The sequence below is a fragment of the Bdellovibrio sp. HCB117 genome (assembly GCF_047305915.1).
GTDB classification, from domain to species: Bacteria; Bdellovibrionota; Bdellovibrionia; order Bdellovibrionales; family Bdellovibrionaceae; genus Bdellovibrio; species Bdellovibrio bacteriovorus_B.
The window spans coordinates 289,042-314,988 of the sequence record NZ_CP178622.1; the positions used below are offsets into that span (position 1 = coordinate 289,042).

A 25,947-nucleotide genomic window follows, 5' to 3' on the forward strand; every position below is an offset into this window, starting at 1 on the left:
CACGGAATCATTCGAACATGAAGTTTTCTTATAACAGGGAAAACTTATGCAAAAACTCTTTTTATTGTTGCTGTGCTTTTGTTTGTTGGCGTGTTCAAACAATCCACCAGTGGAAAAGTCCGTAGACACCGTGTTGGTCGGTGGCGGTATCATGAGTGCGACGCTGGGGACTTTGTTGAAGGAGTTAGATCCGAAGATGACCATGGAAGTCTTTGAGCGATTGGATGCAGTGGCCGCTGAAAGTTCCGCAGCCATGAATAACGCTGGGACGGGACATTCGGCGTTTTGTGAACTCAATTACACCCCAGAAAATGCAGATGGCAGTATCAATATGAAGAAGGCCGTCGATATTAATGAGTCATTTGAAATCTCAAAACAGTTTTGGGCTTACCAAGTTCAACAGAAAGTTCTTCCTGATCCTAAGGCTTTCATCACAAACGTTCCGCACATGAGTTTCGTGTGGGGTGAAGACAACGTTCAATATCTTAGGAAGCGTTACGAAGCTTTACAGCAAGAGCCGCTCTTTCGAGGCATGCAGTATTCCGAAAACCACGATGAAATCAGACAATGGATTCCTCTTGTGATGGAAGGACGAGATTCAACGCAAAGAATTGCCGCAACTCGTATGGACATTGGCACAGATGTGAATTTCGGTTCTCTGACAAAAGCTTTCTTTGAGCATATGTCGACATATCCTGATGTGAAGATCAATGTCCGACATGAAGTGCGTGATATTAAAAGAAACGAAGATTCCACTTGGAATGTAATCGTAAAAGACTTAGATGCCGATTCTTACAAAGCTTATAATGCGAAGTTTGTCTTCATTGGAGCAGGCGGCGGCGCTTTAAAACTTTTGCAAAAAAGTGGAATTCCCGAAGCCAAAGGATATGGTGGAGTTTCTGTGGGTGGTGAGTGGCTTGTGACAACAAACCAGTCTTTAATCGAACGCCATCAAGCCAAGGTGTATGGCAAAGCATCCGTGGGTTCGCCTCCTATGTCAGTTCCTCATTTAGACACTCGTGTGATTGATGGAAAAAAAGCCCTGTTGTTTGGTCCGTTCGCGACTTTTTCGACAAAGTTTTTAATGAATGGATCTTGGTGGGATTTATTCCGCTCGCTAAATACCAGTAATATAATTCCGATGATTCAAGCGGGTTTAGACAATATTCCTTTGACTCGTTATTTGATTGAACAGCTGATGCTCAGTGAGGATGAGCGCATTTCGACCCTTCGAGAGTACTTTCCCAATGCTGAAAAAGCGGACTGGAATTTAGAAGTCGCCGGTCAGCGTGTGCAGATCGTAAAGAAAAGCGAAGAAAAAGGGGGAGTTCTCGAATTCGGGACAGAGATTGTTGGCTCGGAGGACGGGTCGATCGCGGCTCTTTTGGGGGCGTCTCCAGGAGCTTCAACGGCGGCGCCTATCATGATCACACTGGTTGAAAGATCTTTTAAAGGACGCATGCAGACACCCGAGTGGCAAGCGAAGATAAAGGAAATCATTCCGTCCTATGGAAGAAAACTGAACAGTGATTTGACGCTTTTAAATAAAACTCGCGAGTGGAGCAGCAAGCAGCTTCAACTTAAGTTTATAAAAGTAAGAGAGCTGCCTGCTGAGAAGAAAATTGTTAATAACTAGCGTCGTTTTCGCGGCGCTGTTCGAAATGCTTCGAAGCAACGATGCTCGCTTTCGTAATCACCAATTCATGCAAAAACGAAAGAACTTCTTTTTGATTCTTCAAGCGATAGTGGGCTTCGGTTATACCCGGGCCTACTTTGATTGAAAATCCTTTCTCACCTAATGCTCTAAACATGTCTTCGTCCGTGCGGTCATCGCCGATACAGATAATGGAGTCCGCGTCCGTGTTTCCCAACTGAAGAAGCCAGCGCAGAAAGTTTCCTTTGTTACATTCGATCGCCTTTGCTTCTACGATATTTGATCCCATGGCTATAGAAACAGGTTCATTTGCCATACCGACTTGCAGTTCGTCGTGAAGTTTCTTGGCCTGAAAGTTAGCAAAATCCGCTGGCGATTGGCGAAAGTGCCAGACTAGGGAGGCGCTCTTTTTTTCAACCCATGCTAAGGGGACGCGGTCCGAGTAATCATTCATTACTTTTTCAATTTGTGGATACCAAGCTTGAATCTCAGAGGCTATGCGACTTTGCCAAGTTTCGCCTGGAAATTTGAAGTAAGCTCCGTGTTCGGCTGCTAAGCCAATCGGCATGTCGGCAAACTGAGATTCTAGAAACTCTTTGGACCGTCCGCTGATAACGAAGACTTCCATTTTTTCGTGCAAGGATAAAAGAAGATGTTTTGTTTCCTCAAGCAGTGTCGCGAGTTCGGGACGCTTTGCTAAGGCCACGACCGTGCCATCATAGTCTAAGACGACCTTCATTTTTTTAGTCTGCAAAGCGCTATGCAGTGGCTTCGGCCAGGATTCCGGTGGCGCTTGAATATCTACAACTTTTTTGCTGGAGATTTGCGTGATTTGTTCCAGATCTTTAAGAAACGCCAGGGCCCATTTGGTAGAAGAGTAGCGCGACAAGATCTCTTGCAGATGGGACAGTCTTTCATAGCGCTCATCAAAACTCATCTCGAAGGCTTGTTTGATGGCGTCGGCGATGGCATCTACGTCCCACGGGTTCACGATCAGAGCATCACTGAGCATGGAAGAAGCTCCGGCAAATTCACTTAAGATCAAAGATCCTGGAGTTTCAAGGTCTTGAGCCATGACGTATTCCATGGCGACAAGATTCATTCCGTCTCGCTTGCTCGTTACTAAAGCCGCGTTAGAGCTTCTATACAGAGCTAAAAGCTCAACTTCAGAAATAGACTTAAAAATATAATGAACAGGAATATAATCCGGAGTGCCGAACTGTCCGTTGATAGAGCCTACCAGTTGCTCGATTTCCTTTTTCAGATCCATGTAGGCTTGAACATTTTCTCGAGTCGGAACGGCGATCTGTAAAAGTGAAATTTTTCCGACGAGTTCAGGATATTTTGTAAACGCCCTATGAAGACCGCGCAGCTTTAAAACCAATCCCTTTGTATAATCCAATCGATCGACGCCCAAAAGAGTGAACGGAACGTTGCTTACGCTTGCATAATAGTCACATTTTTGTTGGACCTCAGGAGAAGACGCTTTCGCCTTATAAGCATCACTTTCAATACTGATAGGATAAACACCCAGATGAGCTGCATGTCCGTTAAGGTCGGCTTTAAAAAACGAGGTATCTAAGCCCAGAATAGATTTTAGACTCACCGTGAACTGCCTGAGGTACGAGTGCTCATGAAAGCCGATAAGATCTGAGTGAAGCATCGCTGAAAGAATTTCTTCGCGAACGGGAAGCTGGCGGAAAAGTTCCGCGCTGGGAAACGGAATGTGTAAAAAGAATCCGATTTTAACGTTCGGCAAACGTTCGCGAAGCATCTTAGGTAGAAGCAGAAAATGGAAGTCATGAATCCAGATAGTGTCTTTGTCGGTTGCCACTTTCACGATTTCGTCGGCCATAATCTGGTTTGCTTCTTTGTAAGCTTCCCAGTTTTCGCGGATAAAACCTGTCAATTGACTTTCATAGTGGAAAAGCGGCCAGATAATTTCATTAGAAAATCCATCGTAGTACTTTTCGTACCTTTCTTTCGAAATATAAACAGGATAACTTTGTAAGTGAGGATGCGCTTGGCTGACTTTGTTTTGCAGTCGCTCTGCTTCGTCTTTGTCGGTGTCAAAACCAAACCAGGCAAATGGCTCATCAAGACTGACCCCGAGCAACGCAGAGACAAGCCCGCCACTACCTCTTTTAAGTTCGCCGTCAGCAGTGATGTTGAAAGGCAGCCTGTTGCTGATAAAAATTCTTTTTGGTTTTTCTGACATCAAGGTCCTCCGAAAGTAACATGGGGGTTTTGGTTTCAAAGAAAGGTCTGAAAATGGAAAGCACTACGTTCGGTTCACCTCATCGTTATAATCACGGCTTGATAGGCAATTGCGCCTACACCGCGTTAGTAGATACAAAAGCTAATATTAGCTGGTTGTGCTGGCCAAGATTCGATTCCAGCTTTATTTTCGGTCCGCTGTTAGATCCAGAAAAAGGCGGACAATTTTCATTCACACCGTCAGGGAAGAATTTTTCGTCATCACAATCTTATATTAAGAACACCAATATACTTTCGACTCGTATCGAAACAACAGATGGTGCATTTGAAGTGATCGATTTTGCCCCACGATTTAATTTGTTCGAACGCTATCATAAACCCTTGATGCTCTTTCGCAAAATTAAAAAATTATCAGGTCGTCCGCGCATCACTGTGAAATGCAATCCTGTCGGAGATTATGGAAAAATTCAGCCGCGAGTCATGCTAGGCAGTAATCACATTCGATATGAAGGCTTAGAACAGCCCGTGCGTCTTACCACAAATGCTTCGCTCACCTATATAGTCGAAGAAAAAGAATTCACTGTGACTGAAGATCTTTACTTTGTTTTGTCCTGGGGGATTCCTTTGGAAGGCCCACTGCAAGCAACTTTCGAAGATTTTCATAAAAGAACAAAAAATTATTGGACGAAGTGGGTTGAAAACTGTCATTTGCCGCAAATTTTTCAGAAAGAAGTGATTCGTTCCGCTCTCGCTTTGAAACTTCATCAATATGAAGACACGGGCGGAATCATCGCTTCGTGTACAACAAGTCTTCCTGAAATTCACGACGAAGGCAGAAACTGGGATTATCGTTTCTGTTGGTTGCGCGATACTTACTACACGTTGTCTGCTTTAAATTCACTGGGGCATTTCGATGAAATGGAAAAGTACGCTCACTTCGTCGAAAATTTGAATCCCCATGATCTTGCTTCATTGCAACCTGTGTATTGCATTGATGGTTCACCGGAAATGACAGAAATTGAGTTAGAGCTTCACGGGTATATGGGAAATAAGCCGGTGCGTGTGGGCAATCAAGCCTCAATGCAAATCCAGCACGATGCCTACGGACAAATTCTTCTGGCGGTCTTTCGACTTTTTATTGACGAGAGGTTGGTGGGAAGAGTTGATCAAAGCTCGGTACGTTTGATGAAAAGTATCTTACGCTATATCGAGAAAACAATGGAAACGCCGGATAACGGCGTATGGGAATTCCGCGGGAAACAGGCGATTCATTCTTACACGTTGATGTTCCACTGGGCCGGAAGCGCGGCGGTTCGCAAAGTCGCACGTCTGATGAATGACGAAGAGCTGGCCGTGCGGGCGGAGAAGGCCATGAACTATGCTAGCGAACTTCTTGAAAAATGTTATTCGCAGAAAAAGCAGGCCTATGCACAAGCACTGGGATCCGAGGAGCTTGATGCGAGTGCCTTACAGCTTATTACTCTGGGATATTTTCATGATAAACCGAAGGAAGCTGCTATGAAACATGTCGAAGCTATTGAAAAAGAGCTGATGCTTTCGCCAGGGTTTCTTCTTCGCTACAAACATGCAGATGATTTTGGTCACCAAAAGTCTGCATTCTTGGCTTGTAGCTTCTGGTACGTAGAGGCACTCGCGCAGATGGGAAGAGCCAAAGAGGCTGAAGAAATACTTCAAAGCATTATTCAAACCCAGAACCACGTGGGCCTTATGAGTGAGGACTTCGACGTCGAGACGCAGAGCCAGTGGGGGAACTTCCCACAGACCTACAGTCACGTCGGTTTAATCAACTGCGCATTTGCCATTGATAAAGCGATGACATCACCCGCATTTTTTTAAGAAAGAAAACAAATCTTGAAATGAAATTAGAATCCTTTATAGATTGTTGTTATGAACATTTTAAAGGGTTCTTGTCATTGTAAGAATATCGAAGTTGAAGTGGGAATAGAAACGGATCCAGCAAATCTTCAACCTCGCTCTTGTGATTGTGATTTCTGCGTAAAGCATCACGCCGCTTACGTCTCAGACCCGCGAGGTTTTTTAAAAATCCAATATAAATCCGAATCGCTTCTTGGTCTTTACAAACAAGGAACCGGAACGGCTGATTTTATCTTTTGCAAAAATTGTGGAATTCTTGTCGGAGTTATCTATAAGACTCCGGCTACCATCTATGGAGCGGTTCATAGTCATATATTGGAAGCAAACTTTCAGGAAGAAGTGACTGTGTCGCCCAAAAAACTCGATAAACAGGCAAAAACTCAACGTTGGGAAGAAGTTTGGTTTCCTGACGTGATGCTAGGTCCATAGGGGATCGCGCGGAGCTTGTCCCATAAGAACACGCTCTACGTTTTCTAAGGCCCTTAATCCCATGTCCGTGCGCGTTTCAATCGTGGCACTCGCCATATGAGGTGTGGGAAAAACTCTTTCATGCGTTACGAGTTGATTATTTGGTGACGGCTCATTTTGAAAAACATCAAGGCCTGCGGCAAAAATCTTACCTGAATCGAGTGCTTTTAAAAGAGCTGTTTCATCGACTAAGGAACCGCGAGCCACATTCACCAGGATGCTTTGTGCTTTCATAATTTGGAGTGTTTTTTCATTGATAATATTTTTAGTTTCGTTTGTTGCGGGGGCGTGCAGGGAAACTATATCACAATGAGGAAGCATTTCTTCGAAGGTCTTAAAGTATGTAGCACCGTTTTCTAGTTCGGTGCTGAGTCGTTTTCTATTGTGATATAGGATCTTCAAGCCGAAGGCGCGTGCTCTTTGGGCCACCGCTTGTCCGATGCGACCCATGCCCAATATGCCTAAAGTCCTTCCCGAAAGCTTAACTCCTAAAAGTTCATTCTGAGCCATGGGCTTGGTCCATCCTTTTTCTATCACGTGAACATATTCGCGTGCGCGCCGACTGGCCCCTAAAAGCAAAAGCAGAGTCAGATCCGCCGTGCAGTCAGTAAGGACATCGGGAGTATTGGACGCTTGCAGCCGGCGCTTTTTTGCGGCCTCAACATCGATGTGTTCAAAACCTACGCTGGAGGTTGCGATGATCTGAACTTGCGAAGGAAGTTGTTTAATAAAATCGGCATCGCACTTTTGCTTTGAGCCGACAACAATGGCGTTTGCTGGACGAGATTCTAAATTTAACAAAATTTCTTTGGGCGTTAGATCTAGCTCCGTAGAAATAACGTCAAATTTTTTAGATGCCTGCTGCAAGACCTCAGTGGTTGTTGGAAAAGTAAAAAAGACTGTAGGCAAATCGGATTGGTTCATAAGGACATCGTAAAAGAAAAGGCTCTGGGAAACCAGTGAAGAGTCCTCTGCTATTTCGCAAGAGTGAGTCTTAGCAATGCGATCTTTCCTAAACGACAGAGGAAGATTCTCAAGTCATAATCGGCATTGAGTTTACTAAGATTAAAAAAATGAGGACGCAAATGACATTCCTAAATTTAGTAGCTGTTTTTATGGTTGTTCTTCTGGCTTATTCGAAATCAGAGGCTTGCACTCGAGCTGTGTATTTGGACGGAAAAACCAATGTCATCACCGCACGTTCGATGGATTGGAAAGAAGACATCATGACAAACCTATGGATTTTTCCAAGAGGAATAGAAAGGTTCGGGCAGGCGGGTAAAAACTCTGTTCAGTGGAAATCGAAGTATGGAAGTGTCATTGCCTCTGGTTACGATATTTCGACAACGGATGGAATGAACGAAAAAGGATTGGTGACCAACTTACTTTGGCTTGTGGAATCCGAATATCCAAAACTGAGCAAGAAGCCAGGGCTGGCAATTTCATTGTGGGCTCAGTACGTTTTAGATAATTATGCCACCGTCGCCGAAGCCGTTGACGCTTTAAAGTCAGAACCCTTTACCATCGTTACCGCGAATGTTCCGGGACAAGAGCGTTTGGCGACACTTCATTTATCTCTTTCGGATGCTTCAGGGGACAGTGCCATCATCGAATACATTGAAGGAAAGCCGGTTATTCATCATGGACGTGAATATCAAGTGATGACGAACTCTCCCACTTTTGAAAAGCAGCTAGCATTGGAAAGTTATTGGAAAGACATTGGTGGTACGGTCATGCTTCCGGGAACGAATCGAGCGTCAGATCGTTTCGCAAGGGCCTCGTTTTATATTAACGCCATTCCCAAGAGTAAAGACCCCGTGGTGGTGCTCGCAAGTGTGTTCAGCGTGATTAGAAACGTCTCTGTTCCTTTTGGTATCACGACTCCGAATCAACCCAACATTTCCTCTACACGCTGGCGAACGGTTGCTGATCACCTTCGCATGCTCTATTTTTTTGAATCAGCGCTGACACCAAATACGTTCTGGGTGGATTTCAAGGACGTCGATTTTTCAGAAAAGACGGGGAAGGTTCTGAAGCTGGATTTGGGAAAAGATCAGCGCAACACCTTTGCCGGTAATGTCGCCAAAGCGTTTAAGCCTAGCGAGCCTTTCAAGTTTATGGGGCTTTAGATCGTTTTTACTCAAACGCAGGCTTGCATAGTGCGACGCGCAATGCTATCTTGGCTTTTCTTTACGTTCCTGTCCCGGAGAGGTGGCCGAGTGGTTGAAGGCGCACGCCTGGAACGCGTGTGTAGGTCACAAGCCTACCGAGAGTTCGAATCTCTCTCTCTCCGCCATTTCCACATTCCAAGCTAAGCCAGTAATAAATGAACTAGAGACAACGAACATCGGCGATCAATTCGAACGAAAGAGTTCGAGAAAAGTCGCACGATGCGATCGCGCAAAGCGCGACGGCGAAGCGACCGAGGCCCACGAAGGGCCGAGCCAATCTCTCTCTGTTTCAGCAAGGCGGTCATATAGATGATGCTTCTAAAACTAATTTGCAACTATACTGCTCCACGGAGTGAATGTGGATATAACTATCAGACAAGAAAATTTAGAGGATATTCCGCAAGTTCAAAAACTTATTGAAAAGGCATTTGAGAATGTGGAGCATTCGGACGGCTCAGAACCTTTACTCGTAGGAAAACTACGAAAATCGAAAAATTTTATCCCACGGCTTTCGCTTGTTGCGAGTGGCATTGGAAATGAAATTACTGGCCACATTCTTTTTACTCCCATTGAAATTGTGCGGGATGATGGCTCATCTCAAAAGTCTTTGGCACTTGGCCCTGTGTCGGTATTACCCACTTATCAGAATAAAGGTGTCGGCGGACTGCTCATTAAACGAGGCCACGATATTGCGAAAGAGCTTGGATTTACGTCCATTATCTTACTTGGCCATCCTACGTATTATCCAAAATTTGGATACAAGCCCGCATCCTTATGGAATATCAAGGCGCCGATGGACGTTCCTGACGAGGCATTTATGGCGATTGAGCTTTATCCCAACGCTCTTGCCGATGCTTCGGGATGTGTTAAGTATCCCCCGGAGTTTGGAATCTAAACAATTTTCTTGGCCATTCCTACTTATCTTCCTGCTTTTCCAAATAACTTTTTATCGGGTCCCAGTTGTATTTGCGCCAACCAAGCTCGATAGAGGGAATCATTTCCTTGGGCACGCCCCGATGGATCAAGATAAGTTCGGTGCCGTTTTTGCTGGTGGGTTTTAAGTTGAAAGTCGCCATAGAGAATATTCCTTCAGGGAAGCTATGGCCTCTCCAAGCCTGGACGATTCTTTTATTTCGAACTAGCTCCACGATGATTCCTGTTGCTTGTCCTCCATAAACTGAAAAGGGAGCTCCGGCTGACTTTCCGATCTTAGCTTTTTTTCCTGTCAGGGACGCATACTTTTTAGAGTCTGTGAGTAAACTGTAAATCACATCAGGTGGGGCGTTAAAATGAACCTTTTGTTTTATCGTTTTACACATCTTATGCCTCATTACTTAGGAATTACATTAGATGTAACGATATTTGAAAGTACAAGTAAATGAAAAGCCCTGTGGAGCTTGGCAAGAAAAGTATTAAATTCTTTGCGCTGTCTCAAAATACTCCAACCTAACTTAAGAATTCGAAGAATATTCCGATAAATATGTCATGAATTTCGGAGCGTTTCTTGTATTCATAGCTCTGTCTTATTTTGGGACAGAAGCGAACGGAGCGCCTACGACACTCACGTACCAAGGGCGTATCCTTCGATCTGATGGAACTCCATTAGAGCATTCCAACGTTAGCTTTATTTTTCAAATAACAAATCCCTCTGGTCAGTGCACTATCTATCAAGAGCAAGTCACTGGAATTAATATGACGAACTCCAAAGGCGTCTTTGATGTTCCTATCGGTGCGGGTCTCATCAATTTTCCATTGAGTGGCGGCTTCACTGTTCTGGATGCCTTCAACAACTCTACCAGTTATACTTGTGGCGCGTGCGTTGGTTATAACTGTGTCAACGGAACAAGTACCTATACTCCACTCAATACGGACTATCGTGTTTTGCGCGTGCAATTTCATGACGGCAGTGGCTGGCGAACTATTGCGCCGGATAATCATATCCGCTCGGTGCCGTTCTCTGGTTATGCTCTTTCCGCACAGAAGCTCGGAACAAATGTCGCTTCTGATTTTTTGTTGAAAGCGGGCTTACCCACTTGCACAAGCAATCAGTACCTTTCTTGGAATGGCACCACTCTGATATGCGCGACTTCTTCTGCCGCCAGTAGTTCTTCAACGGGTTTACTAAGTTCTACGGACTGGAACGCTTTCAACAACAAGCTCGACAGTTCTTCATCTATCTCTACTTCGCAACTTCCAACGGTTCCCGTTTCTAAAGGAGGAACCGGGGTCACGTCACTGATTCCGAATCGTCTGTTGGCCAGCGATGCAAGTGGCTCAGCGGTGACGGCTTTTAATTGCGGCGCCGGTCAGCTAGTCAGCTTTGATGCATTAGGTGTTATGGGTTGTATCAATGTTTCGTCTTTAGGAATGTTCACTAACGGAGGAAACACTTTTTCAGCGAACGCCGTTTTAGGAACTAACGACAATTTTTCAGTGAGTTTCGCGACGAATGGAATCCGTCGAATGACGGTGACTGCAGATGGTAAAGTAGGAATTCTTACCACGACGCCGAACTCCGCTTTGACCGTCGGCGGACAGGTGGAATCAACGACAGGAGGTTTCAAATTTCCCGACGGCTCCGTGCAAACGACGGCCGCTTCTGCAAGTGTCCTTCCCAAAGTCATTACGTTTAGCAGTGTTTCCGGTATTACGACATCATCAGCACCTAGTTACGTCACGATGTCGACCCGGAGTTGGACGGCTCCAGCGACGGGGATGGTCTTAATGACATATTACAAAATAGCTCCTTACATATTCTCCTGCACATCCGGGAATCTTGGGTTTCGATTTACCGTGGATGGAGCGGCAGGTTTTATAGGTAATCACGCATTTATAACAGGGGTGCACCGCTATCAAAACGGAGAAGCGGTCTTTCCTCCCATGGTGGATACTTTTAATGTCACGGAAGGCACTACTTACATCATCGCCACTCAGTATTTCACACAATCTTTTAGCTCGTGCCTTTTCAATAGCCACGGCAACTCTTCAGGCCAAGACACAATCGTCATCCAATATGTCCAATAGAGTTGGCTTAAATAGTAGAATTACCTTGTTCCGGTTTCTCTTGTGATCGGTGCGGGACCCGGTCTTTGAATTTCTGGCAGACGAGTGCACTTGCCTGTTAAAAGACCTGTGCACACCATGCCTATATGAATAGTTTTTACTAACATAGAAGGACCCGCGACTTTTTTGTACGCCGTCATCTTGCGAATTTTTTCTGCAAGGTCATCATTAGAAATACGGCGCGGGTCGAATTCCATTTTTAATAAGCCTTTTTCTTTGAGCTTCGCTAGTTCTCTGCGGATATTTCGGAAAATAGGCTCCATGTCAGAGCGGTACTTTTGGTCGGCCTTAATAAATTCATTGAGTGCTTCAATAAGAGCTTCAAGCTCTTTTTCGTCAATTTCTTGCACCGACGACTCAGATTGTATTTCGTATTTAGTGATTGCAGGATTGCCTGCGGTGGCAAAGGTGCCGGAAGAGAATAATCCAATAAGGCTGAAGAGAAGGACTGAACGCATGCGCTAGTAAACCTCTTTATGATTTTAGCGCAATCGCTTTCTTAAAGAAAAGAGGTTTTAGAAGTGGTGGCACCGATTTGTTTAATGCATCTGATTTTTTTGTCTCAAATTGATCACTTCCCGTAAAGAATCTCGATGTCTGAGATTAACATTGCCAAATTGCCATATAGAGAAACGAATCTAATATAAAAGTGCCGTCTTGAGGTGAAGCTTAACTGCTACTTTTCTAAAATCGATTTTAGTTTCTTAAGGTCTTTAGTGACCAACTCAGCGTCTTTGGCAAACATCTCTTCTGTCATGTTGGGTCTACGGAAAAGAGTGAAGATCACTTCGCTGCCGGATGCATTTTTTATCACTCGAAGTGGATTGTTAACGACTTCCCCTGACGGCAGCTCAACATCGTGATCGATGACGCCGTACGGGTTTTTATCGACGAACTTAACTTTAACTTGTCCCATAGGTGAATTAGTAATCCACTCATTGCCTGACTTCCTTAAAGTAGCGTCCGCCAATCCCGCCGCCCATTGCGGGAGATTTTCAGGATTAGAAGCGAATTGATAAACTTCGTCACTCGGACGATTGATAGTGATGCTGATATGCTTAGCAGGAAGCGTGGTCGTCATTTTATCCTTTGCGCTTTTGGTACTTTTACCAAAAGCCGATACGCAGAATGTTGTAAGAAGAATGGTGATAGCCGTTTTTAATAGTCTCATTTTACAATTTTCTCTACTTCTGTTGGAGCAATAACTGAAATTTTGACGCCGCTTCCGTTCATACCTGAGGAAGTAATTTCGATGCCACGTTTTTCGCAGTAAAGAAGTTGCCCGCCGGAACCTTGGTATTCTTCGCAACCTTTGAAGAAATTTTTGAACGAATTAATGTTGTCGCTAGCGGGTAGAGCTTTTCCGTTCAGACTGAGTTCACCCAAGTTTTTACCTTCAAACCAAATCTGCACGGCTTTATCGTTTTGCAGTCGGACTAATAAGTCTTTCTTTTTCATGTATGTAGTCGTAGAAGGCGATTGTCGAGTGTTATCCTTGATGAAGCCCTTCTTTTGAAGCTTAGAGGCGGAATCTCCAATGGAGACTTCGCTCAACCGTTTACCTGGGATGATCGTCAGAAGGTTTTTCCCATTAGCACTGAATGCTAACGTAATTAAAGCGAGCGCTCGTGAAATCATTTTCATAGAACAAATTTTATTTCTGCCTTCAGTGGTGGTCAATAGAGCTGCCGCTGAATTTTAAGAGAAGGTCTTAATTAAAAACAAAACCCTGAGCGGGATGCGGCTCAGGGTTTCACTCTTGCGGGGATTTTGATTTTATTTACATATTCTACTCCTCATTAAATTCTGGGTACGCGCCACCCAATGGGTTGTACCCATCATGAATATCCATTTCTGTCGAATCACCTTTTCTGTACATCGTTGCATCAATGCCATACCACCCAGTCATTCTTCCTGCTTTGGTGATGTCATCGTAAGTGCGACCACCACAGTCTAATTTTTCTTTCACCTCTCCGCGAACTTGATAAAAGAAAGGCGGGTAATAACCTGTGAAGAAAGTGGATTCACCTGGCTGCAAACAGGCGTTATCACTAATGCGGCTGATAGAGTTATAGATAGTCACCCAGACTGCGCGATCCATGTGATTGTTGAAAACTATCTGAGTTGGGATCGGTAAGTAGTTTGCTTCCGCATTTTGAAAGTCGTCAGCTTTTGCAGTGAATGAAGCTAGGACGATAAGTGTTGCAATAAGTGTTTTCATTTTAAATCTCCTTGTCATTGTTTGCGTTACACAAAGAAGCATTGCACTGGCGATGCCAGCGAATAGATCGTGTGATTTCAATAGCTTAGACTGCAACTGGCCTGCGGGAATTTCGGCAGCTGCTGGGATTTCGGGAAGGACCTGCCGGGGGCTCGGCAGAGTCTTTGTTTGAGACTTTGGATTGATCCTCTTCGCAAATACAGGTAGATTCAGTTCTGAGCTTTGGCGAAGCTCCAGTTGCTGTCTCAGCATCCAAAAAAACTAAATGCTCCTTTAGAGAAGGCATTCTCTATATTTCCCCATTTTGGGAAAAGGAGTATTTATGTAAGTCCGCTAGCAAGAAATAAATCAAAAATAAAAACTCATACTAACGTGCCTAACGGGCGCCTATTTCATTTCTCGGAGAGAAAATGGATTTCAAAAAATTTGATCAAAGAAATTATCCCACCGTTTCTGCTAAAGAAGGTTACGGCGAATGGGCAGAGACTTATGAAAACTCGGTGCCTGATCTTTTAGATCTTCAGACATTACATCAAATAGAATCAGTGTCTTGGAGTGATTCGAAAGCTTGTCTGGATCTTGCTTGCGGAACGGGGCGAATCGGAGTCTGGCTTAAAAGCAAGGGCGTAAACACCATCGATGGTTTGGATTTAACACCAGAGATGCTTGAAAAAGCCAAAGCCAAAAACATTTATCAGGAACTGAAATTGGGGAGTGTTGAATCCACCGGACTTTCAGAAAATCACTATGATCTTCTCATCATGAGTTTAGTTGATGAGCATCTTAAAACTTTAAAGCCCGTCTATGCAGAGGCTTATCGACTTGCTAAGCCTGGAGCAAAGTTCGTCGTTGTGGGAATGCATCCTTTCTTTTTTATGACGGGAATGCCAACCCATTTCAAAGACAAAGAAGGAAACTCGAAAGCCATCGAAACAAACCTGCATCTTATCAGCGACCATGTCAGAGCTGCGCTCGCGGCAGGTTGGAAGCTTGAAGAGATGCACGAAGGTTTAATCAATGATGACTGGGTCCGAGTCAAACCGAAGTGGGAAAAGTTCCGAGACTATCCTGTGAGCTACGGCTACGTTTGGAGTCGCTCTTAAGACGCGAGTCTTAATAATCCATCATGGCTTCGTTTTCTTTTTTATCTTTGATTTGTTCAATGCCGCTGCTTCTTTAAGCAAGGCCTTGAGCGCGCGTTTATTGATTTTTTCACCCTCGCGGAAATCAATAGCGCGACGAACATTCCCTTCAAGACTTGAGTTGAAAAGTCCTGTGGGGTCTTTCAACTTTGCGCCGTTGGCAAAAGTCATTTTTACGACAGCTTTATACGTTTCACCTGTGCAAATCATACCGTCAGAATACCAAACCGGAACGCCACGCCACTTCCATTCTTCAGTAACATGAGGAATGGCTTCTTGAACGACTTCGCGAATTTGCTGGAGTGTTTGGCCTCGCCAGTCGCTCAGTTCTTTAATTCGGGCGTCGATCATTTGCGATGGTGATTTTGCTTTTAAGACTTTTTTCTTTACAGCCATAGGGGCCTCCGCACAGGGATTGTCGGGGATATACTAAACTTAAGAAGCTCGGGCCGCAAGCTTAGAGCGTCTGAGGTGCAGGATAGAATATTTTCTCTGATGATTTAACTTTAGCTCCTTCGGTGAGCTTTGCGGTGTCCACGCGATCGCGTCCCATGAGGTGAAACACGGTTTCTCCGTGGGCGAGTAGATAATCAGCGATGATCCTTCGATGGCAACGCCACCACACGGCTTCAGAGCACATAATGGCGCAACGTTTTTTTCTGCCTAGCTGAATTAATTTTGCTAATCCATGAACGAACTCGTCGGAGAGGGCATAGTCCGCATAGTTATGAAAACTTTGATTTTGCCAGAATCCATTTTCAGCTAAGGGAATTGTTTTACGTTTGCTACGCAGACCTCCTAGCTCCGCAATGTGGCGATATTCGATATGAAACGGCTTTAAATTCTTGGGTAAAATGTCTTTGTTATATTGTGGATTGGTGCGCGATCTTGGCACTGTTCGCACGTCGACGACAACCTGGACTTCGGCGACTTTTAAAAGTTCGACAAACTCTTCGATGCTTCTTGTAGAGTGGCCCACCGTAAAAAACGGCAGGCTTAATGCTTTCCCGAACTTTTCACCTTGCGCAAAGCAGAGCCCTTGTGGGACGCGATATGATCGGTTTTGTCGCTTTTGAATTTGTTAGGCATTTCAACCTCCTGATTCAGCATTTATTATAAGACGTTTGCGCAAAGATTCAGATTTTTCAGAGATAAATGAATGCGTTGATCTGACGATGGACGGGCACTTTATGTTAGATCTCAATGAATAAATACAAAGAAGGTTGCGGTGAGCTCATGAATGCCTCAGCATAGAATCAGGAGAAGTTATGACCATGAATCAAAAGCCGCTGAAAATTGTGCTAACGGGAGCGCCCTCTTCAGGAAAAAGCAGCACGATGCGTGAGATTCAACGCGTCTTTGGGGATCAAGTCGCGTTAGTCCCTGAAAGTGCGGTCGTGCTTCTGTCGGGAGGTTTTCCGGCTCCGCAACACGGTGATGTTGAGCAGATCCGCGCTTTCCAAAAGGCGATTCTTCAAGTGCAAGCAGGTCTAGAGCAAATCATTCCACGACAGCATCCGCTGGCGAAAGTTTACATTTTCGACCGAGGGTCTTTAGATGGCGCGGGCTTTTGGCCTTTAGGCGCCGAAGATTTTTTGAAGCAATTTGGTCTGACCAGAGAAAATGAGTTTGCAAAATTTGATCACGTGCTTTTTATGGAACTGCCTTCACCGGAAGCCTTCGGCGGAGTGAATCAGCTGCGTTTTCATGATTATCAACAAAGCAAACAAAGCGAAGATCAGTTGCGAGAAACCTGGGGGTCTCATCCGGGGTTTAAAGAGATCAAAGCCCAAGCGACACTGGAAGAAAAAACATCCCTTGTCGTGGGCCTTGTAAGGTCACTTTTAAATAAAGCTTAAAGATGCCGAGTTTCTTTCGGCGGATTTAACTGATTATCGTTAATACCATCTTCATAGATGACCGGCGCGGAGATGATTTCTTCCGGTGTGACATCGTCGATGGTCGCAAGGTTCACGGCATAAAACCAACCATTGAAAATATCATGTTCAGGCATTTCTAAATAACCTTTGGAATAAACCTGCACGCCACAGTTTTTACAGAAGTAGTGGTGAATGTGACCTTCAGGCCAGCCTGAAGGCGAGGCGTGATAATTCGTTAAAGAGTCTTCACCGGTTTTTAATGTGAGTTGGTCGGCTTTCGTGAAGACTTTCTGATACTTCGTTTTCACGCAATAAGTGCAATTGCATTTATGAATCCCTCGAGAGACATCTAAGTTCACGTCAAATTGAACTTTCTTGCAGTGACAACTTCCATGGTAGGCTTTAAGCATAGAACCTCCGGTTCCCAAAGCCTCCCATGGTGAAAAAATAAAATCCACCATTAAGATGGTGCCGGTCCTTCATTTTCTTGCTGCACTTTGCGATAAGAAGCCTCAACGCGGGCTTTTCTGATTCTTTCGGCAAGAAATCCCCAATAAACCACTTGATAGACTAGGAACACAAAGACACCACCGGCCACTGCGACAAAGGCGGCTCGACTGTCTTCCCATTCGTACATTGCTACGAATAACGACAATGGATGCATCATAAATAAAACGGCGTGAAGCCACATCTCTTCCGCTGAGCAGAACTTTCTGTGCACCCATTCGTCTTTAGTGACACAGATGCATGAAATCGTCGCCATCACGTAATAAATGATTTCCGTCGTCGGCGTTCTTTCCGTAAAGGCCAGAAAAAGTAAGCATGCAATGACGGTCATTGTGTCAATGGGGTGCCCAATAACCTCCCATTTCGGAAGTCCACGTTTATGGTGAAAAAAAAATTCATCAAATAAAATGGCGGCTCCCTGCACGGCCGAAACGATCAAAAACGCGCTCATACTTTCTCCATAAGTCCTGCACAGATTGTTAATCCTGGGCCGAAGGCATAACTGATTATCGGTGTGCCGGATGGAATGCTGTCGTCATCCAGAATCTTTTCCCAAAGATGCGGTAAAGTCGCCGAAGACATATTGCCCCGCTCTTTTAGAAGGGCCCGACTGGCTTGCACTTGTTGATCTTTAAGATCCATCTGCTTTACGACTTGATCAATGATTTTTGGTCCACCCGGATGAACAGCAAAAAGAGCTTTCTTAGAAATTTCAGCCGGATCTAGTCCTCGGGCATTCAACCAGCGATGTGTGAAATCGCAAATTTTTTGTCCAACCATTGAGGGAACATCTTTTGATAAAGTCATTTTCATTCCCCAGTCGGAAACCATCCACTCCATCGCGCCTGAGGTTTCAGGAACCAGCTCTTCATATAAGGAATGAACTTTGAAACCTTTCGAAGGTTTATCTGGTGTCATAGAGTAGGCAATCACACCATCGGCAAAAAGACTTTGAATCACCATCTGCTCCAGCGTCGGATCTTGAGGGTTTAAATGCAGACTGCAAAGTTCGGTGTGAACGAGGTCTACAGCTTTCTTCTTCCCCAAGACTTCCTGATTCGCTAAGAAGCCCGAAGCCATACGCAAGGCAGGAAAGGCGCCATAACAGCCCATGTGATAGGAGTGAGTGACCGTCACGGGTTTCGGTGCTCGCACCGCCACCATCTGAGCCGCACTTGGTGAAACATATCCGGTGCAACTGACGTGAATGATGTCATCGGGAAATCCACGAGCGTCGTAAAGCTTATTAAAAAGATCGACCACTGTTTTGTGATAAAACTCGTGGCGATGGTGCATGCTGACGCCGCGAGGAGATTGAGTCACCGGATAGATTTGATTCTTATCCCACTCGGTGTGCTGCGAATCGGGAAGAAAAAATCTTCGCGTCGCAATCTGCGTTTCAGAGCAAGCCACTCGCGAAAGAAGTTTTGAGTATTCTTCTTCCGAGTAGGCTTGATCTTTTTGTGCCGCTTTGTAGATGGCAGCCAGCCATTTAAGACCGTCGCCTTGGTTTTTCGGATAGGGTGGTTGTATGGAGTGAAAGTTTTGTAAGTACATACCGAAATGCTTCAGGAACAGTGGAAGCTTCGGTAGATCCAGTGTTATGAATCACGGGCTCTTCGGTTGTGATCTCCACTCTTTATCAACAATCAATCGAGCTCCTCGTTTGAATGTAAAGTACGCATAAGCCCACTGCCAGATGACGAAGACTTTATTTTTAAAACCAATTAAATAGTAGACGTGAATGAATAACCAAAGAAGCCAGGCAAAAAATCCGCTGAACTTCAGGCGATTGATTTGTGCAATGGCTTTTCTTCGGCCGATTGTGGCCATTTGGCCTTTATCGCGATATTTAAACTCGCTCCGTGGCTTTCCGTTGATCTCTTGTAAAATCTCACGAGCGGCATGTTCGCCCTGTTGCATAGCTACAGACGCTAAACCAGGTAAAGCTTTTCCATCGTCTCCCATATAGCAGGCTTGATCGCCAAGAACGAAAACTTCGCGATGATCCTTAAGGCTTAAATCTTTTTCAATGATCACGCGACCGCTACGATCGAGTGGAACGCCTAAAGATTTATTTAAGCTTGAAGGTTGAACGCCTGCCGCCCAAAGGATAGTCGAAGCTTTAACGATTTCATCCCCTAAGACGACGGACGTGGGCTTTACGTCTGTCACGCGTGTGTTCGTCCAGATTTGCACGCCCAGATCTTCCAAGTCCCGGGCAGCCTGACGAGAGAGTGATTCATCGAAGGCTGCAAGGATTCTTTTGCCAGCTTCGATCAAAAGCACGCGTGTGCGTGAAGGATCAATGTGCCTGAAATCTTCGGTCAGTGTATGCCGACTGATTTCAGCAATGGCGCCGGCAAGTTCAACACCTGTGGGGCCTCCGCCGACAATCACAAATGTAAGATGCTGTTTTTGTTTTTCAGGATCTTCTTCTTTTTCTGCGAGTTCAAAGGCGATCAAAAGACGACGGCGAATTTCTGTAGCTTGCTCCAAGGTTTTCAACCCAGGCGCATTTTCTTCCCACTCTGGATGAGCGAAGTAGCTGTGTTTAGCTCCGCAAGCCAAGATCAAATAGTCGTAATCCACAGTGCGGTCACTGACTTCTAATTTTCGATTTTGTAAGTCCACGCTTTTGACATTGTCTAAGAAAACAGAAACGTTTTGATATTTTGAGAGGAGTCCACGGATGGGGCCTGAAATTTCTGCGGGAGATAACCCCGCCGTTGCGACCTGATAAAGAAGAGGTTGAAAAAGATGATAGTTACGACGATCAATCAGTGTCACAGACACTTCATCTTTGTTACCCAATGCGCGAGCTGCTTTTAAGCCCGCAAATCCACCACCGACAATGACGACTTTTTTGGCTGACATAGAAACCTCGATTGCACGAGGTCATTCTAGCACTCGCCGCAACGGAAGGAATCATTATCTTCCTGAATGTGCGGCGATGACAGAATACTGAAAAAAAGTTTTGTTGTTATTTAGCGACCCTGTTGCTTCGAACCAACAAAATGCAAAGCAGCAGCGCGGGGATACCTACAAGGGCTGTGCTGACAAAGAAAAGTGCATAGCCCTCCATAAGGGATTTTCCCTCAGAGAAAGTCTGCACCATCACTCCCGAGAAGCCCTTTAATACCTTTCCAAGCAAAGCGTAGAAAGAACTTAAAAGAGCGTATTGAGTTGCAGTGTAACCAAATGTTGTGAGACTTGACATGTATCCCACCAAAGCCGTGCCCGCAAAACCAGAAGCGAAATTGTCTATGATCATTGCTGCTGTGAAGACATCGTTTCTGGCGCCCATCAAAGCTAAAAGAGCGAATCCTAAATTAGAAGCGGGTCCGATGACCGCTCCTACTAAAAGCGTTGATACAAATCCAAATCTTACAGCTGCAAGACCACCAGCCGCGACACCGACAACTGAAGCAATCAAGCCGACAGAACCGCGAACAGCCCCAACAGTTTCTTTGGTGATTCCGATATCAGCATAAAATGGATTTGCCATAGGGCCCATCATGAAATCAGAAAGGCGGTATAAGCTGACTGCGGCAAGAATAAGTAAAGCCTTATTTCCATGCTGTTTAAAAAATGCAATGAAGGGGCCACAGACCGCATCGAAAATTCCACGCGCCGTCCATATCGTGCCCGTCTGTTGTTGCGTCAGATTTCTTCCCGGTTCTACCGCAAGCAATGTTGCGACAAGGCCGACGGCCATCAAGGCACCCATAATCGAATAAGAAACGGCCCAGCCGACAGAAGCCGCAACGATCAGAATAAGCGCATCTGTGAGTAACAAAGAAGCGCGGTATCCCAGCTGATATGCGGATGAAAGTAGCGCCATGTCTTCACTGGCGTCAGAAACTTCAATCCTCCAAGCATCCACCACAATGTCCTGAGTGGCCGAGGCAAAAGCAGCTAACGCTGCAAGCCCCGTAAAAAGCATCAATCCGCCTTCAGGCTTTATGACTGACATTCCAAAAAGTGCTGCGCCGATGAGGATCTGCGATAACACCATCCATCCACGGCGACGACCTAAAAGTTTGCCGATGATCGGTGCGTTGGCTTTATCGATCAGCGGCGCCCACAAAAATTTTAAAGAATAGGCGAGCCCCACCCACGACAGAAAACCAATTGTCGCAAGGGTGATTCCCGATTCGCGCAACCAGAAACCCAAAGTATTTCCGACCAGCATAAAAGGAAGGCCTGAAGAAAAACCCAAAGCCAGCATAATAGCTACTTTGGGTCGAGTTACGGCGCGAAGAGTTTGAGTCCACGAAGGCTTCGTCGATTTTTTCGTTGTTGCGGTCACTAGCTGTTCTTTCTTAGTTTTTTTCTCATCTTCCAAAGAAGGTGACTGATGTAAGGACGACGAGTTTCACCTGTCGTCACCATAAGTAATTTAGTAATTTTTAAGTTTACGGCGTCGGTGTAAAGAAGAATCAACATCTCAGAGATGAAATTCGTATTCAGTGTCACGTAGTTGTCGGTACCGACACCCAATTGAACGCCTTTTTTCTCCCACCAAGAAAAGGGGTGGTCTTTGTAATCTTCAAATTTTCCGGTCAGCTTGTTATTTGAAGAAGGCAGCGACACCAATGTCACACCTTTTTGGATCATACGGTTCAAAACATCGTGCTGATAATGTTCAACCTCGCGAGCGGTGTGAAACTTTGCTTTGACGAAAAGGATGTCTTCTTCGTTGGTAAGAACAGTTCCCTTTAAAAGCTTTTCAAGAACAGCTCGGTTGAAGCCCCAATCCAGTTCAACAAGTTCTCGATACAATGGATCTTTTTCACCAATCGGCTGACCTTTTTTATTCTTGGCTTTGATGTCTTGATAGATATGGTGGAAATATTTGTTGGGGTTGATTCCCAAGCTGATTCCGTGCTCTAGAGTGTCGATGTGCCAGATATTCATGGCGTTATCGACTGCTTGAATACCTTTTTTAAGTGTGTGCCAAGTTTCACCGTGATGCGAGCGGATTTTAAATCCACGGTACTGAAGTTTTCGGAAGCCCGCCTGCATTTCGTTGAAATGTTCCTTGCGGTAAAGCTCTCTTTCATCTCCGACAGTGTCGACGTCTTTCAAGTAGCGCACTAAGAAAGGATATTTATCTAACATGGCTACCAGATCGTTCACTTGATCCATAAAATGGTCTTGGCGCGTTTTGTATTTATCAGCATCAAATTGATTGGCTTCTTTTCTGAATGAAGGAGATAGAATGAAATCAAAATCAGGATGCTTTTCCTGGAATTTCTTGAACCCATCATACAAACCCAGCACGACATCTTCCGACGTCACATCATCAATGCCAGGGATTTGTTCTGAAGAGCTTGAACTTGCGCGAGACAAAGAAAACTTCAAACGAATGCGACCGACATTGTGTTTGTTATAAAGTTCTTCAGCCATGTGGAAGGCTGCATCTTTGTGCGCTTCACGAGAAGTAAAAATCAATTTTGGAAGATACAAGATTTTTAGATAGCGGGAAAAGCCTTCGTTCTCTTGCAGGCTGATAAGTTTTTCCACATCTTGTACTGATCGGATGGGAAATGCGCTATCACCGTAAACTTCTTTAATCTTTTTTTCGTAAATGTCTTTGTTCGGGCCCTCTAAAAGTTTCATCAAACGCGGATAAATGTATTCGGCAGTGATGGCACCTGTTAAGTGGATATGTTCTTCATTGTACTTTAAGGGAAAGTTTTTGAAGAATTCGGCGAGGGCCGCAGAAACAGGATGCTTTAACAAAGCGCTGATCGACACTTGGTTGATTTGAAATCGATTTAACAGTTCTCTAAATTCAGAGACTTGTTCGAAAGCTTCTGGATGCTGAGTTTGCAAATCGGAAGTGATCAAAAGATCAATAGTGTCAGAAAGCGAGATGCCATTGGTCTCGCTAATGATAGTGGTGAGTGCTGAGGTTAGCTGATTGTGAACGTCCGTATTCACTCGATTCCTCCTCTGAAGAGGTTAACGAGGAATCAAACTCTTGTACATGACTTTATGGGGCCCGATGTCTTTGATATCAAACAGAGGTCCGTAGTAGGCGAAGCCCAGTCTTTCATAAAACGGAAAGGCTTTGATGCGAGCATTGAACCAAAGAAAATCACAACCACGACCTCGCAAGAAATTTTCTCCATAAGTCAGAAGTTTTCCTCCCAACCCCTGGCCTTGATGAGCGTCGTGCGTGGCCATTCCTCGTAAGCGATACGAAAGTTTTGCGGGAAAGTTTGGATGTGCTTCTTGCACGAACGTCGCGATAGAGGCGAGTTTTCCGTCAGTATAAAGACCAAAATGGAATGTGGAATGAAGGTAGTCGCCATCCACTTCGCATTCTTCGACACGCAAAAATGGCTTTAAAACTTTTTGCCTTAATGGCAAAAGTTCTTGGGTGGTTATTTGTCTGATTTCGTAGTTCACTTCTATCCTGTACTCAGCCTTAAGTAGGGCGCCCAATCAGGTGGGACATGATCCTCACTGATTTCTAGCTGCAATGTTGGCAACCAGTTTGGTGCGCGAGGCTCTGTGAGTAAAGGCATATTTGCTGTGCGTGGTGTGCGGTTGGCTTTTCTTTGATTGCACTCTCGACAAGCCGAAACGACATTCGTCCAGTTTTTAGGGCCATTTTGAGAAGCGGGAACAACGTGATCTAAAGTGAGCTGTTTGGCGGGAAGTTTGGTAGCGCAGTACTGACAGGTATAATTATCGCGGATATAAACATTTTCACGGCAGAACCGCACGGCACCGGCGGTTCGAGGTCTTACGTAACTTTTCAGCCGCAAGACACTGGGAAGTTGAAACCTCCGTTGAACAGACCGAGCAAACTCAGAGTGATATTCGAGAATCTCGACTTTACCCTGAAACCACAATACCAAGGCCTTTTGCCAACTTACAACCCTCATAGGTTCGTAACTGGAGTTGAGCAATAAAGACCTCAGTGAGGACATGTGCATCATGCGTTCCCCCCTCAGGCGATCCTATCTTAAATTATATCGAAGTCGGACAGCAGATTTCAAGCCCCTCTCTTAAATAATCAAAAGAACTGGGTGTTATAGGTTGAAAAAGGCCAGTATCAATGAGATACCGCGAACTTAAAGCCACAAGGAGGCATCAAAATGAGAAGAGTTTTGGCATTCAATTACGTTTTAAAAGGACCTGATGGCAACGTATTAGATGCTTCTGAGAAGGGACAACCACTTCCGTTCCTAGAAGGCTCTGGTCAAATCATTCCTAAATTGGAAGAAGAAATCAAAGACCTTAAAGAAGGCGATAAAAAAACTGTGAAATTGGCAGCCAAAGACGCTTACGGTGAAGTGAAAGATAACATGTTCATGGATGTACCTAAGCAAGAACTTGCACACCTTCCGCAATTGGAAGTTGGCGCGCACCTTCGTTTGGAATTGGGTCACGGCGCTCACATCGTCCGTGTTTCAAAAATCACAGACGACTCTGTTACGCTTGATGGAAATCATCCTCTAGCGGGACAAGATCTAGAATTTGCGATTGAAATGGTTTTGATCCGTGAAGCAACGACTGAAGAAGTTTTGCATGGGCATCCACACGGCCTCCATGGAAACGCTGGTCACTAATCGGTTGATGAAAAAGGCCCATCTACTTCGTTGTCGGGCCTTTTCCTTCTCTCCGACGTGCTGCTAGCACGCCTCCGCTGCGGAAAAAACCCTCCGCCTCGTATCTGAACCTTTTTGATCAACCTTTATGTTGAGGAAATAATGCCGTCGTTTGATATTGTTTCGGAAGTTGATGTTCAAGAAGTTGATAATGCTATCAACCAGGCTCGTAAAGAGGTGGAAGGGCGTTACGACTTTAAAGGAAGTAAAGCTGAGATCCAGTGGGATAAAAAAGAAATCACTTTGCTGGCTGAAGACGATTATAAAGTTGAGGCCATGGGAAGTATCCTGCAGACGAAACTTCATCGACGCGGCATAGATATTAAGGCAATTAAGTTTGAGAAGATGGAAGAAGCCGGCGGACGCATGTTGCGCCAAAAGGTCACTTTGGTACAAGGGATTGACCGCGAAGTTGCTAAAGACATCATAAAATTGATTAAAGACTCAAAACTGAAAGTCCAACCACAAATCGCGGACGATAAACTGAAGATCACATCTAAAAGCATTGATGAGCTTCAAGAGTGCATCAAACTTGTACGGGGCGGTAACTTCCCCGTTCCCTTACAATATAATAATATGAGAGCGTAAAATTGGGCTTGCACAGAATTTAGGCTATGCTAGCCTAAATTAAGTTTAGGTTCCCGTGTGAGTGTTCTCGATTTTATATGGTTCGAAGGCTTCCTCGGGTTTTTTTTGGAATCCACAGGAGGTCTTTGTGGCTAAGAAATTATACGTAGGCAACTTGCCTTATTCAGTAGATGATGAAGCTCTTCATCAGCACTTCGCACAATTCGGTGCGGTTGATTCAGCAAAAGTAATCATGGACAGAGAAACAGGCCGTTCAAAAGGTTTCGGCTTCGTTGAAATGGCTGATGATAACGCAGCTGACACTGCTATCGAAAAAGCTAACGGCATTGAACTTTCAGGCCGTGCTATCAACGTTTCTGAGGCTCGTCCTCAAGCTCCTCGCGAGGGTGGTCCTCGTCGTGGTGGCTTCGGTGGCGGTCGCGGTGGCGGCGGTGGTGGTCGTGGTTTCGGTGGCCCTCGCGGTCCTCGTAACTAAGACGCCCGAAGTTTGACTTAGTCAGACTTGTCATAGT

At 45.0% G+C, this 25,947-nt stretch carries 28 protein-coding genes and 1 tRNA gene; 12 read left to right on the forward strand and 17 right to left on the reverse strand.

Annotation, left to right across the window (positions count from 1 at the left end):
- Positions 1–46: 46 nt before the first annotated feature.
- Positions 47–1,636, forward strand: coding sequence for a malate dehydrogenase (quinone) (mqo, locus tag ACLWBD_RS01465; protein WP_413569286.1), 1,590 nt, complete (start codon positions 47–49; stop codon positions 1,634–1,636).
- Here mqo and ACLWBD_RS01470 read toward each other — a convergent pair.
- Entirely contained in the window at positions 1,626–3,872 is a 2,247-nt protein-coding gene (locus tag ACLWBD_RS01470) for a bifunctional alpha,alpha-trehalose-phosphate synthase (UDP-forming)/trehalose-phosphatase (protein ID WP_063206122.1), read from the reverse strand. The genes mqo and ACLWBD_RS01470 overlap by 11 nt on opposite strands.
- Positions 3,873–3,925: 53 nt before the next feature.
- On the opposite strand from ACLWBD_RS01470, the gene ACLWBD_RS01475 reads away from it, so the two are divergent.
- Both ACLWBD_RS01475 and ACLWBD_RS01480 read left to right on the forward strand, forming a co-directional pair.
- Positions 3,926–5,728 (forward strand): glycoside hydrolase family 15 protein, encoded by a 1,803-nt coding sequence (locus tag ACLWBD_RS01475; protein ID WP_413569287.1) that lies wholly within the window; start codon positions 3,926–3,928, stop codon positions 5,726–5,728.
- A 51-nt stretch (positions 5,729–5,779) separates the two neighbouring features.
- Positions 5,780–6,196: a GFA family protein gene (locus ACLWBD_RS01480; RefSeq protein WP_413569288.1), complete on the forward strand. Its 417-nt coding sequence runs from the start codon at positions 5,780–5,782 to the stop codon at positions 6,194–6,196.
- Here ACLWBD_RS01480 and ACLWBD_RS01485 read toward each other — a convergent pair.
- Positions 6,185–7,159: a 2-hydroxyacid dehydrogenase gene (locus ACLWBD_RS01485; protein ID WP_063206125.1), complete on the reverse strand. Its 975-nt coding sequence runs from the start codon at positions 7,157–7,159 to the stop codon at positions 6,185–6,187. The two genes, ACLWBD_RS01480 and ACLWBD_RS01485, sit on opposite strands and share 12 nt — an antisense overlap.
- 161 nt (positions 7,160–7,320) lie before the next feature.
- Here ACLWBD_RS01485 and ACLWBD_RS01490 point away from each other — a divergent pair, with 161 nt between their 5' ends.
- The 3 genes from ACLWBD_RS01490 to ACLWBD_RS01500 all read left to right on the forward strand — a co-directional run bounded on the left by ACLWBD_RS01490 (position 7,321) and on the right by ACLWBD_RS01500 (position 9,301).
- On the forward strand, positions 7,321–8,364 hold the full coding sequence (locus ACLWBD_RS01490; RefSeq protein ID WP_253696563.1) for a linear amide C-N hydrolase: 1,044 nt from the start codon (positions 7,321–7,323) through the stop codon (positions 8,362–8,364).
- A 76-nt stretch (positions 8,365–8,440) separates the two neighbouring features.
- Positions 8,441–8,531 (forward strand) — tRNA-Ser (locus ACLWBD_RS01495).
- A gap of 233 nt (positions 8,532–8,764) precedes the next feature.
- Positions 8,765–9,301, forward strand: coding sequence for a GNAT family N-acetyltransferase (locus ACLWBD_RS01500; protein ID WP_413569289.1), 537 nt, complete (start codon positions 8,765–8,767; stop codon positions 9,299–9,301).
- A 19-nt stretch (positions 9,302–9,320) separates the two neighbouring features.
- Here the strand turns inward: ACLWBD_RS01500 and ACLWBD_RS01505 are convergent, their stop codons facing one another.
- Entirely contained in the window at positions 9,321–9,725 is a 405-nt protein-coding gene (locus tag ACLWBD_RS01505) for an SRPBCC domain-containing protein (protein WP_063206128.1), read from the reverse strand.
- A 166-nt stretch (positions 9,726–9,891) separates the two neighbouring features.
- Here ACLWBD_RS01505 and ACLWBD_RS01510 point away from each other — a divergent pair, with 166 nt between their 5' ends.
- Complete coding sequence (locus ACLWBD_RS01510; protein ID WP_413569290.1) at positions 9,892–11,430, forward strand: hypothetical protein; 1,539 nt, start codon at positions 9,892–9,894, stop codon at positions 11,428–11,430.
- Positions 11,431–11,450: 20 nt separating this feature from the next.
- On the opposite strand, the gene ACLWBD_RS01515 is transcribed toward ACLWBD_RS01510, so the two are convergent.
- The 4 genes from ACLWBD_RS01515 to ACLWBD_RS01530 all read right to left on the reverse strand — a co-directional run bounded on the left by ACLWBD_RS01515 (position 11,451) and on the right by ACLWBD_RS01530 (position 13,690).
- Entirely contained in the window at positions 11,451–11,927 is a 477-nt protein-coding gene (locus ACLWBD_RS01515) for a hypothetical protein (RefSeq protein WP_063206130.1), read from the reverse strand.
- Positions 11,928–12,145: 218 nt separating this feature from the next.
- Positions 12,146–12,640 (reverse strand): SRPBCC family protein, encoded by a 495-nt coding sequence (locus tag ACLWBD_RS01520; protein ID WP_413569291.1) that lies wholly within the window; start codon positions 12,638–12,640, stop codon positions 12,146–12,148.
- Positions 12,637–13,113 (reverse strand): hypothetical protein, encoded by a 477-nt coding sequence (locus ACLWBD_RS01525; protein ID WP_413569292.1) that lies wholly within the window; start codon positions 13,111–13,113, stop codon positions 12,637–12,639. The genes ACLWBD_RS01520 and ACLWBD_RS01525 overlap by 4 nt, the downstream gene beginning before the upstream one ends.
- 145 nt (positions 13,114–13,258) lie before the next feature.
- The gene (locus ACLWBD_RS01530; RefSeq protein ID WP_413569293.1) at positions 13,259–13,690 is read right to left on the reverse strand and encodes a hypothetical protein; all 432 of its coding nucleotides are present in this window, start codon (positions 13,688–13,690) and stop codon (positions 13,259–13,261) included.
- 410 nt (positions 13,691–14,100) lie between these two features.
- Between ACLWBD_RS01530 and ACLWBD_RS01535 the strand changes: the two genes are divergently transcribed.
- A complete protein-coding gene (locus tag ACLWBD_RS01535; protein ID WP_413569294.1) occupies positions 14,101–14,793 on the forward strand; it encodes a class I SAM-dependent DNA methyltransferase in 693 nt (230 codons plus the stop codon).
- Between the two features lie 21 nt (positions 14,794–14,814).
- On the opposite strand, the gene ACLWBD_RS01540 is transcribed toward ACLWBD_RS01535, so the two are convergent.
- Both ACLWBD_RS01540 and ACLWBD_RS01545 read right to left on the reverse strand, forming a co-directional pair.
- Positions 14,815–15,228, reverse strand: a complete 414-nt coding sequence (locus tag ACLWBD_RS01540) for a DUF1801 domain-containing protein (RefSeq protein WP_413569295.1) — start codon at positions 15,226–15,228, stop codon at positions 14,815–14,817.
- 61 nt (positions 15,229–15,289) lie between these two features.
- Complete coding sequence (locus ACLWBD_RS01545) at positions 15,290–15,811, reverse strand: DUF488 family protein (RefSeq protein WP_413569296.1); 522 nt, start codon at positions 15,809–15,811, stop codon at positions 15,290–15,292.
- 289 nt (positions 15,812–16,100) lie between these two features.
- On the opposite strand from ACLWBD_RS01545, the gene ACLWBD_RS01550 reads away from it, so the two are divergent.
- Positions 16,101–16,691 (forward strand): ATP-binding protein, encoded by a 591-nt coding sequence (locus ACLWBD_RS01550; protein ID WP_413569297.1) that lies wholly within the window; start codon positions 16,101–16,103, stop codon positions 16,689–16,691.
- Here ACLWBD_RS01550 and ACLWBD_RS01555 read toward each other — a convergent pair.
- From ACLWBD_RS01555 to ACLWBD_RS01590, 8 genes are all read right to left on the reverse strand, one after another.
- Entirely contained in the window at positions 16,688–17,122 is a 435-nt protein-coding gene (locus ACLWBD_RS01555) for a GFA family protein (RefSeq protein WP_373998767.1), read from the reverse strand. The genes ACLWBD_RS01550 and ACLWBD_RS01555 overlap by 4 nt on opposite strands.
- A gap of 50 nt (positions 17,123–17,172) precedes the next feature.
- Positions 17,173–17,670 carry a hypothetical protein gene (locus ACLWBD_RS01560; protein ID WP_413569298.1) on the reverse strand — a complete coding sequence of 166 codons (498 nt, stop codon included), beginning with the start codon at positions 17,668–17,670 and terminating at the stop codon, positions 17,173–17,175.
- On the reverse strand, positions 17,667–18,776 hold the full coding sequence (locus ACLWBD_RS01565) for a 3-oxoacyl-[acyl-carrier-protein] synthase III C-terminal domain-containing protein (protein ID WP_413569299.1): 1,110 nt from the start codon (positions 18,774–18,776) through the stop codon (positions 17,667–17,669). Before ACLWBD_RS01565 ends, ACLWBD_RS01560 begins: the two co-directional genes overlap by 4 nt.
- A 51-nt stretch (positions 18,777–18,827) precedes the next feature.
- Complete coding sequence (locus ACLWBD_RS01570) at positions 18,828–20,096, reverse strand: NAD(P)/FAD-dependent oxidoreductase (RefSeq protein WP_063206141.1); 1,269 nt, start codon at positions 20,094–20,096, stop codon at positions 18,828–18,830.
- Between the two features lie 106 nt (positions 20,097–20,202).
- On the reverse strand, positions 20,203–21,531 hold the full coding sequence (locus tag ACLWBD_RS01575; protein WP_063206626.1) for an AmpG family muropeptide MFS transporter: 1,329 nt from the start codon (positions 21,529–21,531) through the stop codon (positions 20,203–20,205).
- Positions 21,531–23,168 (reverse strand): hypothetical protein, encoded by a 1,638-nt coding sequence (locus tag ACLWBD_RS01580; protein ID WP_413569300.1) that lies wholly within the window; start codon positions 23,166–23,168, stop codon positions 21,531–21,533. Before ACLWBD_RS01580 ends, ACLWBD_RS01575 begins: the two co-directional genes overlap by 1 nt.
- A gap of 21 nt (positions 23,169–23,189) precedes the next feature.
- Positions 23,190–23,639, reverse strand: coding sequence for a GNAT family N-acetyltransferase (locus ACLWBD_RS01585; protein ID WP_413569301.1), 450 nt, complete (start codon positions 23,637–23,639; stop codon positions 23,190–23,192).
- Between the two features lie 2 nt (positions 23,640–23,641).
- Positions 23,642–24,175, reverse strand: a complete 534-nt coding sequence (locus tag ACLWBD_RS01590; protein WP_081112153.1) for an HNH endonuclease — start codon at positions 24,173–24,175, stop codon at positions 23,642–23,644.
- A 159-nt stretch (positions 24,176–24,334) separates the two neighbouring features.
- On the opposite strand from ACLWBD_RS01590, the gene ACLWBD_RS01595 reads away from it, so the two are divergent.
- The 3 genes from ACLWBD_RS01595 (at position 24,335) to ACLWBD_RS01605 (ending at position 25,910) form a co-directional block, all read left to right on the forward strand.
- Positions 24,335–24,808: an FKBP-type peptidyl-prolyl cis-trans isomerase gene (locus ACLWBD_RS01595; protein ID WP_063244836.1), complete on the forward strand. Its 474-nt coding sequence runs from the start codon at positions 24,335–24,337 to the stop codon at positions 24,806–24,808.
- Positions 24,809–24,949: 141 nt separating this feature from the next.
- Positions 24,950–25,435, forward strand: coding sequence for a YajQ family cyclic di-GMP-binding protein (locus ACLWBD_RS01600; protein WP_041871405.1), 486 nt, complete (start codon positions 24,950–24,952; stop codon positions 25,433–25,435).
- A gap of 127 nt (positions 25,436–25,562) precedes the next feature.
- Positions 25,563–25,910 (forward strand): RNA recognition motif domain-containing protein, encoded by a 348-nt coding sequence (locus ACLWBD_RS01605; protein ID WP_063206144.1) that lies wholly within the window; start codon positions 25,563–25,565, stop codon positions 25,908–25,910.
- The last annotated feature ends 37 nt before the right edge of the window (positions 25,911–25,947 follow it).

Excerpts from the sequence above, each read along its gene's own strand:
- mqo (WP_413569286.1), top strand. The coding sequence starts at position 47 with ATGCAAAAACTCTTTTTATTGTTGCTGTGCTTTTGTTTGTTGGCGTGT.
- ACLWBD_RS01470 (WP_063206122.1), bottom strand. The coding sequence starts at position 3,872 with ATGTCAGAAAAACCAAAAAGAATTTTTATCAGCAACAGGCTGCCTTTC.
- ACLWBD_RS01475 (WP_413569287.1), top strand. The coding sequence starts at position 3,926 with ATGGAAAGCACTACGTTCGGTTCACCTCATCGTTATAATCACGGCTTG.
- ACLWBD_RS01480 (WP_413569288.1), top strand. The coding sequence starts at position 5,780 with ATGAACATTTTAAAGGGTTCTTGTCATTGTAAGAATATCGAAGTTGAA.
- ACLWBD_RS01485 (WP_063206125.1), bottom strand. The coding sequence starts at position 7,159 with ATGAACCAATCCGATTTGCCTACAGTCTTTTTTACTTTTCCAACAACC.
- ACLWBD_RS01490 (WP_253696563.1), top strand. The coding sequence starts at position 7,321 with ATGACATTCCTAAATTTAGTAGCTGTTTTTATGGTTGTTCTTCTGGCT.
- ACLWBD_RS01505 (WP_063206128.1), bottom strand. The coding sequence starts at position 9,725 with ATGTGTAAAACGATAAAACAAAAGGTTCATTTTAACGCCCCACCTGAT.
- ACLWBD_RS01510 (WP_413569290.1), top strand. The coding sequence starts at position 9,892 with ATGAATTTCGGAGCGTTTCTTGTATTCATAGCTCTGTCTTATTTTGGG.
- ACLWBD_RS01515 (WP_063206130.1), bottom strand. The coding sequence starts at position 11,927 with ATGCGTTCAGTCCTTCTCTTCAGCCTTATTGGATTATTCTCTTCCGGC.
- ACLWBD_RS01520 (WP_413569291.1), bottom strand. The coding sequence starts at position 12,640 with ATGAGACTATTAAAAACGGCTATCACCATTCTTCTTACAACATTCTGC.
- ACLWBD_RS01525 (WP_413569292.1), bottom strand. The coding sequence starts at position 13,113 with ATGAAAATGATTTCACGAGCGCTCGCTTTAATTACGTTAGCATTCAGT.
- ACLWBD_RS01530 (WP_413569293.1), bottom strand. The coding sequence starts at position 13,690 with ATGAAAACACTTATTGCAACACTTATCGTCCTAGCTTCATTCACTGCA.
- ACLWBD_RS01535 (WP_413569294.1), top strand. The coding sequence starts at position 14,101 with ATGGATTTCAAAAAATTTGATCAAAGAAATTATCCCACCGTTTCTGCT.
- ACLWBD_RS01540 (WP_413569295.1), bottom strand. The coding sequence starts at position 15,228 with ATGGCTGTAAAGAAAAAAGTCTTAAAAGCAAAATCACCATCGCAAATG.
- ACLWBD_RS01550 (WP_413569297.1), top strand. The coding sequence starts at position 16,101 with ATGACCATGAATCAAAAGCCGCTGAAAATTGTGCTAACGGGAGCGCCC.
- ACLWBD_RS01555 (WP_373998767.1), bottom strand. The coding sequence starts at position 17,122 with ATGCTTAAAGCCTACCATGGAAGTTGTCACTGCAAGAAAGTTCAATTT.
- ACLWBD_RS01560 (WP_413569298.1), bottom strand. The coding sequence starts at position 17,670 with ATGAGCGCGTTTTTGATCGTTTCGGCCGTGCAGGGAGCCGCCATTTTA.
- ACLWBD_RS01565 (WP_413569299.1), bottom strand. The coding sequence starts at position 18,776 with ATGTACTTACAAAACTTTCACTCCATACAACCACCCTATCCGAAAAAC.
- ACLWBD_RS01570 (WP_063206141.1), bottom strand. The coding sequence starts at position 20,096 with ATGTCAGCCAAAAAAGTCGTCATTGTCGGTGGTGGATTTGCGGGCTTA.
- ACLWBD_RS01590 (WP_081112153.1), bottom strand. The coding sequence starts at position 24,175 with ATGATGCACATGTCCTCACTGAGGTCTTTATTGCTCAACTCCAGTTAC.
- ACLWBD_RS01595 (WP_063244836.1), top strand. The coding sequence starts at position 24,335 with ATGAGAAGAGTTTTGGCATTCAATTACGTTTTAAAAGGACCTGATGGC.
- ACLWBD_RS01600 (WP_041871405.1), top strand. The coding sequence starts at position 24,950 with ATGCCGTCGTTTGATATTGTTTCGGAAGTTGATGTTCAAGAAGTTGAT.